General features: G+C 64.1%; 11 protein-coding genes and 2 pseudogenes. 11 read left to right on the top strand and 2 right to left on the bottom strand.

Features of this window, described 5'->3' with window-relative positions; all coding sequences use genetic code 11:
* Positions 1-44: 44 nt before the first annotated feature.
* From ABZ808_RS30250 to ABZ808_RS30205, 10 genes and pseudogenes are all read left to right on the top strand, one after another.
* The gene (locus tag ABZ808_RS30250; RefSeq protein WP_357012814.1) at positions 45-239 is read left to right on the top strand and encodes an FxLD family lanthipeptide; all 195 of its coding nucleotides are present in this window, start codon (positions 45-47) and stop codon (positions 237-239) included.
* A 182-nt stretch (positions 240-421) separates the two neighbouring features.
* Entirely contained in the window at positions 422-3,439 is a 3,018-nt protein-coding gene (locus tag ABZ808_RS30245) for a lantibiotic dehydratase (protein ID WP_357012813.1), read from the top strand.
* A complete protein-coding gene (locus tag ABZ808_RS30240) occupies positions 3,436-4,602 on the top strand; it encodes a lanthionine synthetase C family protein (protein ID WP_357012812.1) in 1,167 nt (388 codons plus the stop codon). Before ABZ808_RS30245 ends, ABZ808_RS30240 begins: the two co-directional genes overlap by 4 nt.
* The gene (locus ABZ808_RS30235; protein ID WP_357012811.1) at positions 4,584-5,531 is read left to right on the top strand and encodes a thiopeptide-type bacteriocin biosynthesis protein; all 948 of its coding nucleotides are present in this window, start codon (positions 4,584-4,586) and stop codon (positions 5,529-5,531) included. Before ABZ808_RS30240 ends, ABZ808_RS30235 begins: the two co-directional genes overlap by 19 nt.
* 2 nt (positions 5,532-5,533) lie before the next feature.
* Positions 5,534-6,694: a hypothetical protein gene (locus tag ABZ808_RS30230; protein ID WP_357012810.1), complete on the top strand. Its 1,161-nt coding sequence runs from the start codon at positions 5,534-5,536 to the stop codon at positions 6,692-6,694.
* 230 nt (positions 6,695-6,924) lie between these two features.
* Positions 6,925-8,015, top strand: a pseudogene (locus tag ABZ808_RS30225) (IS701 family transposase).
* Positions 8,016-8,313: 298 nt separating this feature from the next.
* Positions 8,314-9,825 carry a hypothetical protein gene (locus ABZ808_RS30220; RefSeq protein WP_357012809.1) on the top strand — a complete coding sequence of 504 codons (1,512 nt, stop codon included), beginning with the start codon at positions 8,314-8,316 and terminating at the stop codon, positions 9,823-9,825.
* Between the two features lie 2 nt (positions 9,826-9,827).
* On the top strand, positions 9,828-11,735 hold the full coding sequence (locus ABZ808_RS30215) for a DEAD/DEAH box helicase (RefSeq protein ID WP_357012808.1): 1,908 nt from the start codon (positions 9,828-9,830) through the stop codon (positions 11,733-11,735).
* Positions 11,725-12,534, top strand: coding sequence for a DUF3883 domain-containing protein (locus ABZ808_RS30210; RefSeq protein ID WP_357012807.1), 810 nt, complete (start codon positions 11,725-11,727; stop codon positions 12,532-12,534). The genes ABZ808_RS30215 and ABZ808_RS30210 overlap by 11 nt, the downstream gene beginning before the upstream one ends.
* A 266-nt stretch (positions 12,535-12,800) precedes the next feature.
* Positions 12,801-14,489 carry an Eco57I restriction-modification methylase domain-containing protein gene (locus tag ABZ808_RS30205; protein WP_357012806.1) on the top strand — a complete coding sequence of 563 codons (1,689 nt, stop codon included), beginning with the start codon at positions 12,801-12,803 and terminating at the stop codon, positions 14,487-14,489.
* Between the two features lie 95 nt (positions 14,490-14,584).
* On the opposite strand, the gene ABZ808_RS30200 is transcribed toward ABZ808_RS30205, so the two are convergent.
* Together ABZ808_RS30200 and ABZ808_RS30195 are read right to left on the bottom strand one after the other, a co-directional pair.
* Complete coding sequence (locus tag ABZ808_RS30200; RefSeq protein ID WP_357012805.1) at positions 14,585-15,124, bottom strand: hypothetical protein; 540 nt, start codon at positions 15,122-15,124, stop codon at positions 14,585-14,587.
* Positions 15,102-16,109, bottom strand: coding sequence for a hypothetical protein (locus ABZ808_RS30195; RefSeq protein ID WP_357012804.1), 1,008 nt, complete (start codon positions 16,107-16,109; stop codon positions 15,102-15,104). The genes ABZ808_RS30200 and ABZ808_RS30195 overlap by 23 nt, the downstream gene beginning before the upstream one ends.
* 645 nt (positions 16,110-16,754) lie before the next feature.
* Here ABZ808_RS30195 and ABZ808_RS30190 point away from each other — a divergent pair.
* Positions 16,755-18,154 (top strand): annotated as a pseudogene (locus ABZ808_RS30190) (IS3 family transposase).
* The last annotated feature ends 312 nt before the right edge of the window (positions 18,155-18,466 follow it).

Genomic DNA, 18,466 nt, shown 5'->3' with positions numbered 1-18,466 from the left:
AGGTGGCACCACCACAACCCCTCCAGGGAAGGAGAGTGATGTCGATGGCTCCGCCGACTGCGGTCCTCGACGCCCCGCCGATCGACACCGAGGTCGTCACCGACGGCGACTTCGTGCTCGACATGCGGGTGGTCGGGGCGACCACGCCGCTGGTGACCATGGCGTGCAGCACGAGCGACGGCTGCGGAAGCAGCTGCGGCACCAGCGCCTGCGCCACGTCGTCCTACGACCCGGCCTGATTCTCGGGCCACGCAACGCAGTAGCAGTGCCGCCGGAGCCCGCGCTGTGCGGGCTCCGGCGGCCCCACCCCTTCCTCGCGGCAGGAGGCGTCCGAATGCTGCCCCAGCGCTCTTTCCGACCGGTCGGCCCGGTACTGGTTCGAGCTAGCACCGACCCGGGTGACCTTGCCTGCGAGCCGGGAGTGGACCTGATCGGCCCCGCGGCCGGCGCCGAAGCTGGTCTCGCCTGGTTGGCCGAGCAATGGGCTAGGCCGGATGTCCGCGACGGCATCTCGCTGGCCAGCCCCGACCTGGCTCGTAGGGTCGACCAGCTCATCTCCGGCGGTGCGTCGAGTGCGACGGCCGCCACCGTCCGCCGGGCTGTCCTCGCAACGTGTGGCTACCTACTGCGGTGGCAGCGGCGGACCACTCCGTTCGGGGTCTTCGCTGGTATCACGACCGCGACCGTCGGTCCTGCCTCCGCCAAGCTGGGGGATCGGCACCGAGCGGTGGCGCGGGTAGATGGCGAATGGCTCACGCGCGTCGTGGACCGGCTGGAAGCCCATCCTGCTCTGCGGCAGCGCTTGCTCGTGGTGGCAGACAGCGCCGCTGTCGTGCGTGACGGTCGCGTTATCGTCGCCACTCGGTCCCCGGTGGGGCAGCGGACGCCGGGAATGCTGCGGGAGACGTCTACCAGGAACACGGCAGCCGTAGGGCTGGCTCTACGGCTCGGGGCGTGCCCGATTCGCCTCGATCAGCTCCTCGCACGGATCGCTCACGAAGCGCCTCAGGTGCCGGTCCCCACCGTCGAGGCGATGCTGCATGGCCTGATCGATGGTGGTTTCCTCATCACCAACCTTCGCCCACCCATGACCGCCGTGGATGGCCTGACGCACGTCATCGACGTCCTCAGCAGCGTCGGTGCGGCCGACCTGCCCGAGGTGGCGAGCAGCCTCGACCGGCTTCGCGCGATCCGCCAACTGCTGACGCGGCACAACGTGCAGGTAGACGGCTCGGAGGCGCTGCTCGTCCGGGCTGCGGCGACCGAGCCGATGACTTCGCTGGCGCCCGACGCAGAGCATCAGCTCGCGATCGACATGCGCCTCGACGCCCAGATCAGCATCCCGCCGCCGGTCCTGGACGAGGCGGCCCGCGCCGTCGACCTGCTGATGCGCCTGAGCACGCAGCCTTTCGGGACGGTGGCGTGGTTGGACTACCACGCCCGCTTCCGGGAACGCTACGGCCCCGGCGCGCTGGTGCCCGTGCGGGAGCTGCTCGCCGACTCCGGCCTCGGCTACCCGACCGGGTTTCTCGGTGCGCCGCGCGCCCGTCCCGCCTGGCGGGTCATTACCGAACGTGACACGCACCTGCAGGCCCTCATCCAGCAGTCGCTCCTCAACGGTGCCGACGAGATCCGCCTCACCGACGCGGACGTCAGGGCGCTCACCGTCGGCGATCACCGCACCGCCGTTCCGCCACCTCGGGTCGAGCTGGGCTTCGCCGTGTACGCCACCACCACCGACGCCATTGGCCGAGGCGAGTTCACGTTGCAGATAACCGGCGCCCCCCGCACCCCGTCAAGCATGGTCGGCAGATTCGCCTACCTTCTCGACGCGACAGAGCAAGCGCAAATTACGACCTCGTTCACCGCTGAGGCTGACGAGGCCGTGACGGCGCAGCTGTCGTTCCCGCCTCGCTTGCCGCGTAATCAGAACGTCACGCGCGTCGGCCGCATCCTGCCCATCGTGCTGCCGCTCTCCGAACAGCCGGACGAACCGGACATCCGCCTGGACGACGTCGCCGTAACGGTCGACGGCGAGCAGATGTACCTCGTCCACCGGCCCACCGGCTGCCGGATCATCCTGCACATTCCGCACGCCCTCGACACCATCGTGCAGAGCCCGCCGCTAGCCAGGTTCCTCGCCGAGGTCGCCGACGCCCGCAGCATCGCCTTCGGCCCGTTCGATCACGGCGCAGCCACCCGCAACCTGCCCTACATCCCCCGCATCCGCCACGGCCGGGTCATCCTCGCCCCGGCGCGCTGGCTCCTGACCTTCCGCGACCTCCCTCCCCGCACGGCAGGTGATGTAGGGGACGCCGAAGACCTGTGGGGCGTGGCCCTGGCCGACTGGCGGAGACGGTGGCGCGTACCCGGCCGCGTCGTGGCCTGCCACAGCGAGCTACGGCTTCCCCTCAACCTGGACGACCCGCTCGACCGCGCACTCCTTCGAGCCCGGCTCAGCGGCGTCGACCGACTCGAACTCCGCGAAGACGCCCCCATCGAGGGCCACGGCTGGACCAACGGCCGACGGGTCGAATTCCTTACCGTGATGACACCAACCGCGCCGCCGGCCCGACGCCTTCCCATTACCGCACCCCCAGGGGAGACGCTGCGGCCCGGTACCTCCGCCGTTCTCCACGTTCAGCTCATCGGCGCGCCGGCCCGATTCGACGAACTACTCACCACCCACCTACCACGACTGGCTGACCAGTTCGCCGGCCTCGGCCTCCAACGATGGTGGATCAGGCGACACCGCGACACCATCCGCGTCGAAGCCGACCAGCACCTGTCCCTGTACCTCCGGCTCGCCGAACCGGCCGCAGACACCGCCGCCTGGACGGCCCTGGCCGAGTTCGCCGACGACCTCGCCGCCCGCGCGCTGCCCGCCCACCTCATCCTCGCCCCGTACCACCAGCACCCCGCCCGCTACGGGCACGGCCCCGCCCTGGACACCGCCGAAGAGGTCTTCGCCGCCGACACCACCGCCGCCATCGCCCAACTCCGCACCGCAGACAAGGCCGGCATACCAGCGCAGGCACTCGCCGCAGCATCCATGGCACGACTCGCCGCCGCCTTCGCCCCCGACCCCCACACCGGCTACCGCAACCTGCTGGCCTGCCTCCAACAAGCCACCGCACCAGCCGAGCGCGGGATCACCGACCTGGCCCGTCAGCTGGCCGACCCCACCCGCGACTACCACGGCCTACGGGCAATGCCCGGCGGGGACACCACCGCCGCCGCCTGGCATGCCCACGACCACGCCCTGGCGGCCTACCACACGTGCCTACTGCCGCAACGCGACCCCACCACCGTGCTGCGAACCCTCCTGCACGAGCACCACATTCGCGCGGTCGGCGTGGACCCCGACTTCGAGCGCGCCACCAACCACGCCGCGCGAGCCGCAGCCATGCGCTGCCTGGCAACGGCAGAAACCCAATGACCGCCGCCACCGAGCAACCCAACACCACGGCGGACGAAGCCAGCGGCCAATCGCTCGCCACCGGCGGCGCCGGGCCTGCCCTCCTGGCGATCGAGCAGGCACTCAACGGGAGCGGCACCTGGAGGCGCGCGCACCGCCTCGTCACACAGGTCGCCGGCGGACCCATCGATGCCGGACGTCACGCCGGCCTGTATTACGGGGCACCCGCCATCCTGTTCACCCTCAACGCCGCCACCACCGACGGCCACGACCGGTACGCCGCCGCCCGGCAACACCTCACCCTGCACGTCCGGCGGCTCGTCCGCGAACGCCTCACCGACGCGGACAACCGCCGACGACACGGCCAGGCCGCCGCACTCGGCGAATACGACCTTTTCTACGGACTCACCGGGCTCGGCGCACTCCTGCTTCGGGACCTACCTGACAGCGACGAACTCGCCGACCTACTGACCTACGTCACGCGGCTCACCGAACCCCGCACCGACGACGCGCAGCAACTGCCCGGCTGGTGGGTCAACCACGACCCCGACCCCATGATGCCTACCCCCGGAGGCCACGCCAACCTCGGAATGGCCCACGGCGCCGCTGGCCTGCTCGCCCTACTCGCCCTCGCACTACGCGACGGCCGTTACGTCGACCGGCAGGCTGAGGCGATCGAGCGCCTCTGCGCCTGGTTCGAGCGGTGGCAGCAACACAGCACCCACGGCCCGTGGTGGCCACAGTGGCTCACCCGCGACGACCTCCGCACCCGCCACCCAGCACAGGATGGCCCCGGCAGGCCCTCGTGGTGCTACGGCACGCCCGGCATCGCGCGAGCCCTCCAACTCGCCGCCATCGCCACCAACCAACCCGCTCGCCAGGCGGCAGCCGAAACGGCACTCGCGGCCAGCCTGACCAGCACTCCACTCGACCAGCTCACCGAACCCGGCATCTGCCACGGCGTCGCCGGGCTCCACGCGACCACCTACCGGGCGGCCCAAGACGCCCGCACATCGGACATCGCCGCCCAGCTTCCCGCGTTGGCTGAACGCCTCCGACGCGTCCCCAGCCCCGACCACACCGGATTCCTCACGGGCGGCTCCGGCTGCCTCCTTGCGTCGGAAACCGCGCGCACGAACACACCTCCTCGTACCAGGTGGGACGCATGCCTACTGATCGCCTGACCCTCAACCCCCATCGGATGACCGCCGTCGTGGAGGCGGTCCTCGGGGGCACTCCGATGATCACCGCGGCTGCCGAGGCCGACATCGACGCCGACGACCTCGACCTCGCCGTGCAGACCTACCGCGCCGCCGGACTCACCGCTCTGCAACGCCGCCACGATGCCGCCTGGCTCCATGCTCACATCAGGCCGGTCGACTGGAACACCGCCGAGACCGCAATCCGGACGCACGTCGCTCCGCACCTCAACCAACTCGACGGGCAGACTGGCTGGTGGTTCCTACGCAAACACCCGTACTGGCGGATCCGCATCCGCGGAGCACATCCCGAGGCCGTACGCGCACTGCTCGATCACCTCACCACCAGCGGCGTCATCGCCGGCTGGAAGCCAGGGATCTACGAACCCGAGACCGGAGCGTTCGGCGGAGACACCGCCATGGCCATCGTGCACGAGCTGTTCAGCGCCGACAGTCGGGGAGTCCTCGACTACAGCGGGCAGCATGCACCCCCGATCGGCCGCCGCGAGCTGTCGCTACTGCTCATCCGAACCCTGCAACACCAGGCGGGACTCGACTGGTTCGAGACAGCGGACGTTTTCGACCAGGTAGCCCAGATGCGCCCCGCCCCCGCAGCCGCCGACACCAACCGCGTCGACCAGCTTGCCGCCCAGATGCGGCCCCTCCTCGCGCTCCCGGCCGACGCGATGTTCGCCCCCGGCGGGCCCTGCAGCGATGCCATCGCCTGGCACGCAGCCTTCGCCACCGCCGGCCGCCAGCTCGCCGACGCCGGGCACACCGGACGACTTCGCCGAGGCATCCGCGCCGTTCTCGCCCAGATCGTAATCTTCCACTGGAACCGGCTCGACCTACCGGCCCACGCACAAGGAATCCTCGCCCGCGCCGCGACCGCCGCCATCCTGCCCAGGAGCTGACCATGTACCACGCCAGCGTCGCCGCCGCCCTGCGCTACTTCCCGCTCCTGGGCCGCCCTCGCCCCGACTGCCCAGCCCTACCGCTGCGTCTCAAAGAGATCGCCGACTCCGCCGAAACCGCGATCCAGAAGCGTGAGCACGGGATGCCCGACGCGGCACACACCCTCAACAAGGCAGCGCTCATCGCCAGTGACGCCGGCATGACTGACCTCGCCCGAAAGCTGTGCTGGCGACACATCAACGCCTACCGCCGCAAGGGCCGGCCGCTGTCGATCCTCGAAGCCCGCTACATGCTCGAACCCGTCCTCAACCTGGCCCGTCTCCAGATCCGCGCCGATCACGGCGGGCCAGCACTGCGCCTCCTGGAGGCCATGTACGACGCCGTCACCCACCGCACCGACCTGATCGTGGATGACCACGCCCTGCCTACCGCCACGCTCGACGGCGAAGCTGGTGAACGCCGCAAGCTGCGCGAGTGGGTGTGGTTGCAACTGCTCGGCGAAGGCATTCGCATCCTCGCCCTCAGTAACCGCTGGGTTGATGCCGCTGCCCTGGCTCAAAAGCACAACGGCATCGGCGGTCACCTCATGGAAGGACGCCAAGCGGCCATCATCGCAGCCTGCAACCAGGGCAAGCCCGATCAGGGACGCAGGATGCTCGGTAGCAGCACCCTCACCCAGCCGTGGGAACACCAGGTAGCTGCCTGCCTTTACCTGATCTGCGCCGCGCCCGCAGCCGCAGGTACCAGCCACCACCTCACGACCGCCACCGAAAATCTTGCAACGCCGATACCCGCACGCAACTACGCGTCCTACTGCACACGGCTCGGACTCGCCATCGCGATCCTCGCCAGTCCTACTCGCGCCGAACTCGCGGCAGACATCCTGCGCCGAACCGCACAGAGAGCCATCGATTCCAAGGATGGCTACGCCGCTCGAGACATCCTCAGCTTCCGTGAACCCATCGGCGGCATCACCCCAGAGCAGCGAACCGATCTGTGCCGCACCGCCGCCGACGCGGGCCTCGCACCTGCAGGGCTCCCGGATAGGGGCTTGGAGCAGGTTTCCCGAATAACGGCCCTGGCTGAATCGGCCTTGGATGCCGCACTTTATGGATCGGCGCCCGGCTCGAGGAAGTCGGCAACGCCGCGTGGTTCGAGGTAACTGAGATCGCGGGGATCGCCGCCCCAAGGAATTGCCGTCGCTCATCGCCGAAGCTGCCGGATGGATGCCGCAGCTCGTCCGCGGGCGCCTCGGCCACTACGTCATCTGAACAAGCGCCGGGCGAGACTCTAGTACTGCAACGGCAGTAGGCGAATCGAGTTCGGTTCGCGTTCGTTGGCCTGCCTGTGATTGACGTTGATGTCGATCGTTGGCATGGGGAGTTGGACCGGTTGCATGCCCGTATCGGGCCTCAGTCTCGCCGTTCGAGACCACGGTGGCGTGCGCGTCAGTACCTGGGCGGGCTGATTTCGGCCTGGGTCGTAAGAACGGCTGGACTCTGGCTGAGCAGGCCGGGGATGTGTCGCCGGATGGGATGCAGCGGTTGTTGCGGTGGGCGGACTGGGACGTCGACGCGGTCCGTGACGATGTGCGGGACTACGTGGTCGAGGACCTCGGCGACCCGGGTGGTGTGTTGATCGTTGACGACACTGGGTTCCTGATGAAGGGCACCCGGTCGGCGGGGGTGCAGCGGCAGTACTCCGGCACCGCCGGGCGGACAGAGAACTGCAAGGTCGGGACGTTCCTGGCCTACCGTTTCGTGAAGGGCCAAGCGCTGATCGACCGGCAGCTCTACCTTCCGACGTCGTGGACCGATGACCGGGACCGGTGCCGGGCGGCTGGGATCCCGGACGAGGTGCAGTTCGCCACGAAGGTGCAGATGGCCCGGGACATGCTGGGCCGAGCGTTGGACGCCGGCGTGCCGGCCGGGTGGGTGACGATGGACGAGGCCTACGGCCAGTCGAAATCGTTGTGGGTCTGGTTGGAACACCGGGATGTGGGTGATGTGGTCGCGACGCGCCGCAACGACGACATGATCACCACCACGATGGGTCGGGCCCGCGCCGACGACCTGATCGCCGCTCTCCCTGATCGGACGTGGTGCCGGCTGTCCGCCGGGGCCGGCGCTCACGGCCCGCGCGAGTACTGGTGGGCGCGGGCCCCGGTGCGTATCTGCTGGCAACCCGGTCGCGGGCACTGGCTCCTGGCCCGGCGAAGCATGACCATCGGGGAGATCGCGTACTACGTCTGTTACGGGCCCCGCCTCACCCGCCTGGTCGACCTGGCCCGCATCGCGGGGGCACGGTGGGCGATCGAGGAGTGCTTCCAGCAGGCCAAGAACGAAGCCGGCCTCGACGAGTACCAGGTCCGCGACTGGCGGGCCTGGTACGCCCGTGTCACCTTGTCCATGGCCGCCCACGCCTGGCTGTCCGTGGCCCGATCCCTTACCGCAAAAGGGGATCCGACGCCCGCGACGGCATGATGATCGGCCACACCGTACCGGAGATCCGAAGACTGCTCACCGCACTCGTAGTCCGATCAACTCACCCACCAGAGCAGGTCTGGGCCTGGTCTCGATGGCGCCGACGACGCCAACACCAAGCCCGAACCTGTCACTACCGACGACACGGCTACCCCTGACCAACTGCCGTTGCAGTACCAGCACACGACGAACCTGCTCGACACCAAGTTGTCGTACCTGCGTGCAACGATAGGCGGCGCTGATTCTCGGGGGTAGTCTCCTTGATCCACAGAGTCTGCGACGACAGGGGGAGTTCGTAGTGACGGAGAGTAGTCGCAGGGAGCACATCCGGCGCGCCCTTCTCGAAGTACGCGACCGGCAGGACCGTGGCAACAACGAAACCTACCGGTTGCCACTTCGTGGAACCATGGTCCTCGACGTAATAGACGTTCCCCTGAGCGTGCTCATCCTGAACGGCGACAGCTTCCGGATTGCCCCGCAGTTGGAAGATCATCCGCGACGTGAGCTGGTTAAGAGCGACCCGGAGTCGCCGGGAGCCCAGGCCGTCATCGCGGAGTTGGTGCGGGCTGCGCACCGGCGCGCTGATGACCTGAAGGAAAACCTCCTAGACGAGGGTCAGACCCAGCCAGGCGTTATAACGCGTGACGGCAAACTCGTCAACGCCAATACGAGATGTGTGCTCCTTCGAGAGCTGGCCCGGGAAGGCAAAGCGGTTCCGACCACTTTGCGCGTGGCGGTTCTCCCCGGCGACGTTACCAATCATGAGCTCCTCGAGCTTGAAATGGTGCTGCAGCAGCAGGTCGAGCTCAAAGACGAATATCGTCTTATCAACAGACTCATGATGGTGCAGCGACTACATGAAGAGAACTTCACCGACGATCAGATCGCCCGCAAACTCCGTAAAGACGGCAAATCTGGCACGCGAAATGGGGCGCAAAAGATTAAAGAGCAGCGAGAAGTGCTCCGCTTGATGGAGCGAGCTCGCCGGCTGCTATCTAAGCCGCTGCCAATCACGGATTTTGACTCCGAGGTTGACCAGTACCAAAACTGGGCCGAACTGCTGAGAGAGACAGCCCGCATCGAGGCAAGTGAAGGGTCTGAGGCAGCCGATCTCCACATCCGACGCTGGCTTATTGCCTACTTCTCTGGGATCAACTCCGTGCATAAGCTGCGTAACGCCATGGGTGACTGGGTGGAGAATGACGGGGTCGTCGACGGTGTCCAGGAAAGTCCAGAGTTAAGGTCCATACTCCAGTCGGCGGAGATTGACGCCTCATCCGCCGGAAGTAGGAACCCAACGTCGCAAAGGGTGCCGGCAGGTACCGAGGGGGACGAGGCCAGCCTGTCGCCACCGTCGCAAGACTTGTCGAACTTGGATTTGCTGGGCACTTCGGATCCGATAGTTACGCCGCAGGCTAAGTCAGTAGCCGCCATACTCGAAGTCGTGGCAGCCGCCCATAAGGCCGGAGACGAGCCTGTGGCATTGCCCGACGGCACGGAGGTCGCCGGCTCAGAAGTGAAGGAACAGGTGCGGGGCGTTGTCCAAGTCGCCCTTAGCCGCGCTCGGCAGCGTCGTGACGCCGGTGGTCGGTTAATAAAGCCGATCAGCGAGCTGGAAAGATCCCGAGCTGCCTTGGCCAGCGCACTAGAGGCGTTGCGAGAGGTTGCCTCCGACTCGTCCTTCAATCAGGGTCGGAGGGCCCGGCAGCTGGTGGATGAGATTGCAGAGATGGCAGGCTCGATGGTGGCTATTCTTGAGCAAGAACGCCATGGCCGCCCAAGCCGCGAGTCGGTCGAGGCGGCGAACTGACGATGACGATCCAGAATTCTGCGCCCCGCCTTGAGATGCAACTCGGCGGCCCGCCTCCCCGCGTCATCCTGCAGCGCATTGGCATTGACGACGGGCCTTGGGACGACATCGGCCTTCTGCTATCGGAGGAGAGTGTCCAACCTGGTCAAGTCATGCTGGTTAAGCCCGATCGCCTTTTAACAGAGCGTCGTCGGCTGCGCGGGATCCTAAATCGTTACGGCATTAATCTAGTACCGAACGAGCCGGTCCGGGAGCTACTCGGCAGAGCAGTAGCTGATGATCGCGCGTTCGCTGAAGCCATGCGTAATGATGGCCTTGCTGTATCGTCGCTTGACCCGTGCTCAATCACAGTGAATGGCAGAACCTTCACTCGTGCATTGAGACACTTCCAGTTGCGCGATCTTAGTAAACTGGCTGGCTTGGCACACGGCGCAAACTTCTCTGTGCCCGGAGCCGGAAAGACTACGGTGACGTACGCGCTTCACCATCAGCAGACACATCTCCACCGCGTCAACCGGCTATTGGTAGTCGCGCCACTCTCTGCATTTGGGGCGTGGGAAGAAGAAGCTCAAGACGTCTTTGCGCCGGCGCTGTCGATCGGGCGTTTTAAGAACGGACGAATCCCAGACGCCGATGTCATCCTAATCAACTACCAACGCCTATCAGGTGCCCTTACTCGGCTAACGACGTGGATGAGTCGTCATCGGGTCCACCTAGTAATCGATGAAGCGCATCGTGCCAAAAGAGGTGCTGCAGGGAACTGGGGGCGTGCCTTGCTCGAACTCTCAACCTTGGCCGTAAGGAGGGACATACTGACGGGAACACCCGCGCCGAACCACCCTAAAGATCTTCGTGCCCTGCTCAATATTCTTTGGCCAGGTGGCGCCGCTTCAGAGGTGTTGCCCGCGGCAGCATTGCAGAATGATCCGCCGATGACCGCAATGGCCGATGTAGCTCGGACAATCCAACCCATGTACGTGAGGACAAACAAGGAGGAGTTGCAACTCCCTGCGGTTCATATCACGCCAGTCCGTGTTCGCCTCAACGGCCTTCAAAGAGACATCTACGATGCGATGCTGAATCGCTACGCGGGCATCTTCGACCTTGATCGTCGTGATAGCGCGATGTTCTCGCAACTAGGCGAGGTGATGATGTACCTGTTGCAAGCGGCGTGCAGCCCGAAGTTGCTGTCAGCGAGCGCTGACCACACCTCGAGTTACAGGTACCCACCACTGTCAATCCAGCCGGGCACGAGTCTGGCCAGGCTACTCGAGCGCTACGACTATCACCAAGTGCCAGCAAAAATCGGACGCGCCTGCGCTATCGTGCGCGATAACTATATGCTTGGAAGAAAGACGTTAGTTTGGTCAAACTTCCCTCACAATCTGCTTACTCTCGAGCGTCAACTGGGAGCCCTGCGCCCTGCCTTGGTGTATGGCTCCGTCCCAAGCGACCCGGACGCTCCGCCTGGTGTCCGTACACGAGAGCGAGAGCTGGATCGGTTCCGCAACGATGACGATTGCATGGTGCTCCTTGCCAATCCGGCCGCGATGTCCGAAGGCGTGAGCCTGCATCATACATGCCACGATGCGATTTATATCGATAGGACCTTCAACGCTGGTCAGTACTTGCAGTCGCTGGACCGGATCCACCGTCTTGGATTAAGGCCGGATGCCGTCACCCGCATAACACTTCTCATCGCTGAGGATACGATCGACGAGCGAGTGGATCGCCGTGTCGAAGAGAAGACTCGTCGATTGTCGCAAATGCTGAGCGACCCCGGTCTCGTACAGATGGCGCTTCCCGATGATGAAGACTACGGTGACGCTCTCGACGATCCAGATGACCTCGAGGAGGTCCTGCGTCACCTCGGCGAAGCCTCGGCCTCGGCTGACGGCGATGCAGACTAGCCGCTACTCGCGTTTCCAGATTGAAAGCGCTCTCGCGGTGGCGCGCTTGATTGATCGGGCAGGCAACGACACTGAAACAGCTCGCCTAACCTATGCTCATGCAACAACTGACGGAAAGCAGAGCAAACAAAATCTTGCAAGCGGCCAGGACCTGCTGATAGAAGCGGGCCTACTGTCGGAAGTAGATGGCCGCGTGTTGCCCAATGACGACTTATCCATTCTATGCAAGATTCCCCCTCAGGAGGCTGTTGCCCTCCTGGATTGCCTCTTGTCTACCTATCCCGAGCCGGACAATGACGAAAGAAATAGTTTCGCCTTCCTTCCTCACGCGGCTAGCGGAGACTGGCGGACGGCCGACGTGTATCGCGAGGAGCTCGGGGCGCTCGGCGAAGAGCATGTACTGAATGCATGTAGGGCAGAGCTTGAAGAGCTCGGCCGGCCGGACCTATCCGAGCAGACCCAGCGGGTCAGCCTCGTGTCCGACTCTTTGGGTTATGACATCTTCGCGCCCAACCTTCAAGGACCTGGGCGCAGGCTCGAAGTAAAAACCCAAGGCGGTCGTCCGCGAGAGGCTTTCCGTTTCTTCCTGTCCCGCAACGAATACGAGGTTGGACGTCGGGACGGCAACTGGGCAATAGTTTGTTGCGAGCTTGCCGTCGAAGGTGTCCGAATCGTCGGATGGTGTAGAGCGCTGGCACTGACGCCGTACCTGCCGGTGGACCGGAATGGACGATGGACCGAGTCCCTAGTTCACTTACCTGTCACGGTTCTTCACGCCGGCTTGCCGGATGGTGTGTAGTGCCACAGATTGTTGATTTTCGGGTTGAATGGCGCTACTATGCGCCGAACTAATGAAACAAACTTGACCAACCCCCTAGTACAAGCAAGTAAGGACCCTACCGCGTGTCGACGCAAGACGCATCTAAGCCTGACGGCGATGGAACTCAGCCCGGTGGCGATGCTGTCCCAGCCGAGAGGAAACTGCGAACTTGGCCGTCCTCGGTAACGGAAGTCGCTCGTTGGTGTCGTAAGTCCAAGGCTATCGCGATTCCAGCTGGCGACGTGATGGGCGCAAACGAGAATGAACGGAGTCAACTCGCGGCTCTGGGGGGCGTTGCCGCTGCAATCGCGAGACGTTCGAACCCGGATATGGACTTCTCGAGTTTCCCCCATCACGTGCAACGCTGGCTTCTTTCTGCGCCTCAGCCTTCGCCCGATCTTGTGGACGCTCTGTGTCTCGATCTTGATGGGAAGTCGGACCCTCTAGCGCTGATCTATGAAAGGATCGTTTCTGGGCCTCGACGCCGACGTCTCGGCACGTTCTTCACGCCAGCCGCAGTGCTGGACTACATCAGCGAGCTGGTTAAAGACCTTCCGAAGGCTCCTCGTGTTGTTGCCGACCCGGGAGCGGGTGTCGGCGCCTTCTCGGCAGCGGCCTTGCAGTGGTGGAAGAAGGCAGAGGTCCACGCAGTCGACGTGAATCTCGTGACGTTGGGGCTATTAGCGACTCGCCCCGGCGTGGCACAGCACGGCGGAAGCCGCGAAGCAACGCGATTGAAGATCAGACACGAGGACTTTCTTGAGTGGCTGACAACTCGCTGGGGAGAGTTGGATGGGCCTCGCCTGATTCTTGGGAACCCGCCTTACACCAGGCATCAACTGCTGACCTCGTCAGAGAAGGAAGCGGCACAAGCGGCGGCTGGTGAACTGAGCCCCGGCGCAAGAGCTGGTCTTTCAACCTACTTCCTTGCGGCTGCCTTGGCCTCTCTGGCGCCGGTCGACTCGTTATGCTTACTGCTGCCGGCTAATTGGCTTGAGGCAGATTACGCCAGATCGGTTCGGAAGAGAATTTGGGAGTCGAGCAGACGGGATGTTCAGCTACATCTCTTCCCCAATGATCTCAATGTATTCCCGAGCGCGCAGGTGGCGGCGATGGTGATATTTGTCGGGCCACAGCGGCGCACTGCGCAGACGCTGAAAGTTTATAACGTCACAGGCAGTCTCGAAGAAGGCTTTCGGCGAGGAGCTCTAGGTGAGATAACTCGGAACGGCCCTGTCCCGGCGAGCTTCAGTCCGAAGCGGCTCTTGTCCACCTCGCGAGCTAGTCGAGGAGTATCCGTGAAGTCGACGGTTCCGTTGGCTTCGGTCGCCGTCGTTCGTAGAGGGGTTGCGACTGGGGCTAACACCTTTTTCCTACGCACCAGCGAGGAAATGGGCTTGCTTCCGGCGGGATCCTGTGTACCGGCAATCAGCAGATTGCGGTCGCTCGAGGGTGACATTCTGGACGCAGCTTCCCACGGCAAGCTCGGCGAGGATGGCGTTAGATGCTGGCTCCTTGACCTCGACGAAGATAAGGCACAAGATCCTGCGCTAAAGGAGCTTATAGCTAGCGCTGAAGAACAGCGAATCCACGAGGGTCACCTTTGTAGCAAGAGGAAGCCCTGGTATGCTCTTGAAAAGATTATCGCACCTGACATTCTTGTAGGCCCAATGGGTAAAGACCGGTTCAGAATCGTTGTCAACCAGATCTTTGCTGTCCCCACCAATACCCTTTACGGACTCCGACTTAGGCGGAGAAGCGGGGAGTCCAGTGTGAGGGCCGGGATAGAAACTCTAGCTGCGTGGCTAAGGAGCGATGACGGGCAACTCGCAATGCGTGCGTCTGCCCGCAATCATCATGGCGACGGGCTTGTCAAACTTGAGCCAGGCGCCTTGGGGCTAGTCGAAATTCCTCAAGACCTGCTAGTCAATTGAGCCGGCTCTTGGGCGCTGCTCCGCTTTGATAAACTGTGTTTCGAGACAAGTTTGACTTGGTGAAGTCGCTATGGGCCGAAAGCTTGGCGGATTCGCTACGGTGTGATCTCGGTGTGCTTCATGCGGAATGAGCGGAACATTGCCCGAACTCTTTTTAGAATCATGAAAATCGTCATCAGAAGGTGCAGTCCAACAAAGACTATTAGCGCCGAGGGGCTTCGCCCGAGCGGCTTATCGGTTTCTGTGAACATGACGACGCCGCCCAGAATGCCTGTCAGAAGGATACCAACGAGGACTGCGTAGCTGACATTGGCTCGCAGTTCGTCCGCGAGTTGGTCGACGACGCCTCGCACTTCCCGCGGCAGTGTGTCGGTAGCGCGAGCTGTGAGATCAAAAATTAGAACGAAGACGTTGAAGATTAAGCCAGTGAGGATTGCGACCGCTGCTAGCAAGTCGGGCACATTGCGCGCCCTGCCATCCAGGAACCACGTCACCAGCGCGATCACCGTAGGTGGCCCGAGGTACCCAAGGTAATCGGCAGGGCGACGTTGCTTCGTGTCGAAGTTGCGCAGTGTGTCATAGTGGTCTTGCACCAGCACCAGCGCTGAGAACTTACTGCTTTCCCTCCGTCGCATGGGTCAACTCCTCCTGCGGCACCGTGAGGTGGATCTTGAGCGCTTCTTCCGACCAGGTTCCAGTGTCCCATCCGGCTCCGACAGTTACGCCCACGGTGGTTACAACATCGTTGATGGTCTTCAGCACCTCGCGATAGAAGGAGTCATCGTCAGGTGGGGTGTTCCCCCTCGCTAGGTCGTAAACGAAGGATGGAACGCGGTCAGCGGTCACCGTGAGTGTCGTGTTGCGATCTCCCACCGTTAGAGCAACACTTAGCTCGTCAAAGTCGATGCCTCCCATATGCAACAGTCGTTGGCGCGTGCTGTCGTCTTCGCCACGCAGCTTTGCTATCAACCTCTGCTGAAACTGCTTGACCTTGCCGGGGGTAATTCTAAGCTCTAGTCGGCCTGCTTCTGCGTCTTCGGCGGAAAGCTCAACGGCGTTGGCGACGTCAGAGGTCAGACCACGACGGCGCAGTGTGATCTGGCGAGCCTGCGCCTCTTCAAGGAGCTTGACTAGGCCGTCTTCGTCCGCGACCGCGTCGATACTTAGGACGTGATTATCACTGAAGGCCCGGAACCGGCGGGAGAGCTCAGGCGCCAGCAATGTTTTGGCCCCCACGCGACCATGGACCTCCATGGCCAGTAGTCCGGTAACAGAATTTCCTGGTGCGACCAGCACACCTCTTAATGTGGTGTGCTCAATGTGTCGGCCATTGCGCGTAAAGACTATCGTGTCTTCGTCGTCGCGATCATAAAATTCGGACGACTGTCCACTGTTCCCCACCCTGACTGCGAAACGTACCGTGCGGCCGAACGGAGTCACACGCTTGACCTTCAGGTGGCGATCCTTGCTGCTCACGCCTTCGGTCTGCAGCCCGCGGAGTATCCCGTAGAGGATAGGCAGGGCATCTCCGGTGCCGCCATCGAAGGCTCCAAGAGGTTCAGCCGTGGCGCCGTGGCGATGAACGTTGAAGGCAAGAAGGGAGAAACCGTACTTCGTCATACCTCGGCTCGTCACTCTCGATCTTGAGGCGTCCATGCTCGGCAACCGGGGGCCCGGATCACTACTAGGATCGACACTTTACGGCAGTTGGGGAGCACTAGTCGACTCCGGTGGCTTGGGTGGCAGCACCGGGCTCGCTGTGGCGGTCAGACGGAGCTGGACCTCATGGCTTCACCGGGCTCGTCGCTCCCGCCATGAGGGTGAAGGATGACAGGATCTGGATTATTGACCAAGAAAAAGAGTTGACGCTCTGGGGTTGCTAGCGCCTGATCGGCTACTCGAAAGGGAGCGGCGCTCCAGTCGTCAGCGCACCAGGGTGTGTCCCGGCTTTGCTCACTTCGTGGCGTCGCTTGGTTGGAGGTGTTCGCCCGGAATTGTCACGTGGAACTTGAGAAGTGGTGTGCGTGATTCACTTAGTGCCGTCTCCCAAATCCGTTCCCCGCCAGAAGCCACCTCCGTTCTCCACGCCGAGAACTACGCTAGGTGTTGGTGATCAACGACAAGCGGTGAACGGCGGCCGTTGGCATTCGCACAGGCCAGCACTCGATCGTGCTGACTACGTAGCAAGTCCGTCGGACAGGGCGAGTTCAGGATCGAGAGTCGTTGAATACTGCTGTTGACGTCGTGACGGCCCAGGATGGGGTCATGAGTCGTGAGAAGGGTCCGCGTTCGGGTGGTCCGCGGGCACGCCGGTCGTTTACTCCGGGGCAGAAGTTGGAGTTGTTGGCCGCCTACGAGCAGGCTGTCGCGGCTGGTGAGGGTGGGGCGTTTCTGCGGCGGGAGGGTTTGTACTCGTCGTTGATGTCGGAGTGGCGCCGGGCGCGGGACGCAGGGTTGTTGCAGGGCGAACCGGCTGGTGAGACGGTCGGGCGGCCCAGCGCGGAGCAGGCCGAGATCGCCCGGTTGCGGCGTGAGTTGGCGCAGGCTCAGGCGAGGCTGGCGCGGACGGAGACGGCGTTGACGATCATGGGAAAAGCGCGCGAGCTCTTGGAGGACATCTCCAGGAGCGAGCCGGACGGTCCGGACGTGTTCGGGCTCGGCAAGCGCTGATGGACGCCTTCGGGGAGCTGATCGGTGCGGGGGCGACGACGCGGGCCGCGGCGGCGATGACCGGGATCGCCCGGTCCAGCGTTGACCGGGACCGGCGCCGGCCGAGTCCGTCACACCGGCCGCGTCCGGCGCCGGCGAACGCGCTCACCGCGGCGGAGCGGGAGCACGTGTTGCGGCTGCTGGACAGCCCGCAGTTCGTCGACGCCGCTCCGGCGCAGATCTACGCGGCCCTGCTCGATGAGGGCGTCTACGTCGGCTCGATCGCCACGATGTACCGGATTCTGCGGGAACACCGGCAGGGCAGAGAACGTCGCCGGCTGGCCAGGCATCCGGCCCGTCAGCGCCCGGAGTTGGTCGCCGACGCGCCGCGGCAGGTGTTCAGCTGGGACATCACGAAACTGGCCGGCCCGGTGAAGGGCACCTACTTCGACGCCTACGTAATGATCGACATTTACTCCCGGTACATCGTCGGTGCCCGTGTGCACGCCCGCGAGTCCGGTCCCCTTGCCGAGTCAATGATGCGCGAGGTGTTCGGCGTTCACGGCGTGCCGCACGTCGTGCACGCCGACCGCGGCACGTCGATGACGTCGAAATCGGTGGCTGACCTGCTCGAAGACCTGACCGTGACCCGGTCACACTCCCGGCCGAAGGTGTCCAACGACAACCCGTACAGCGAAGCCTGGTTCAAGACGTTGAAGGACGCGCCGGTCTTCCCGGACCGGTTCGCGTCCCTGGCCCAGGCCCGGGCGTTCATGGCCGACTTCGTGACCTGGTACAACAACTGCCACCGACACTCCGGGATCGGCCTGCACACCCCCGCCGAGGTCCACCACGGCCGCCACCACACCGTGCGCGCCGGCCGAGAGGACACCCTCGCCGCAGCCCGCGCAGCACACCCGGAACGCTTCGGCGCCAACCGGCCCTTGCCCAAGATCCTCGATCTGCCCAAACAGGTCTGGATCAACAAACCACAGCCGGAACCTCAAGCCGCATAACTCCCGCTGGCCTCAAATCCTTGACACGTTCCGGCCTCCTGGAAAACACCATCGGTAGCTAGGCTCGCGGCCTCTCCCGAGGCCGGCGGCACTCGCCGTCGCCTGCTGATCGACAGTTCCCTGTCGACGCCGCGTGAAAACTGGATCTGGCCCACTTTCCGTGATCGGGATTGACCCGGGTCTGTGGATCTAAGGGTGTTTCCGGCCTGACCTGCCAGGCGTTGTGCCTGGTGAGGAGGGTGCCGTGATGACCGCGACACTGAACGACCAGACCGGACGGAAGAAGCGGCCTGAGCCGTCGGCGGAGGCGAA

Origin of the sequence: Micromonospora sp. NPDC047527 (assembly GCF_040643015.1) — a bacterium.
Taxonomy (GTDB): Bacteria; Actinomycetota; Actinomycetes; order Mycobacteriales; family Micromonosporaceae; genus Micromonospora.
The sequence above is the reverse complement of the archived record's forward strand: the minus strand, read 5'-3'. Positions and strand labels throughout refer to the sequence as shown.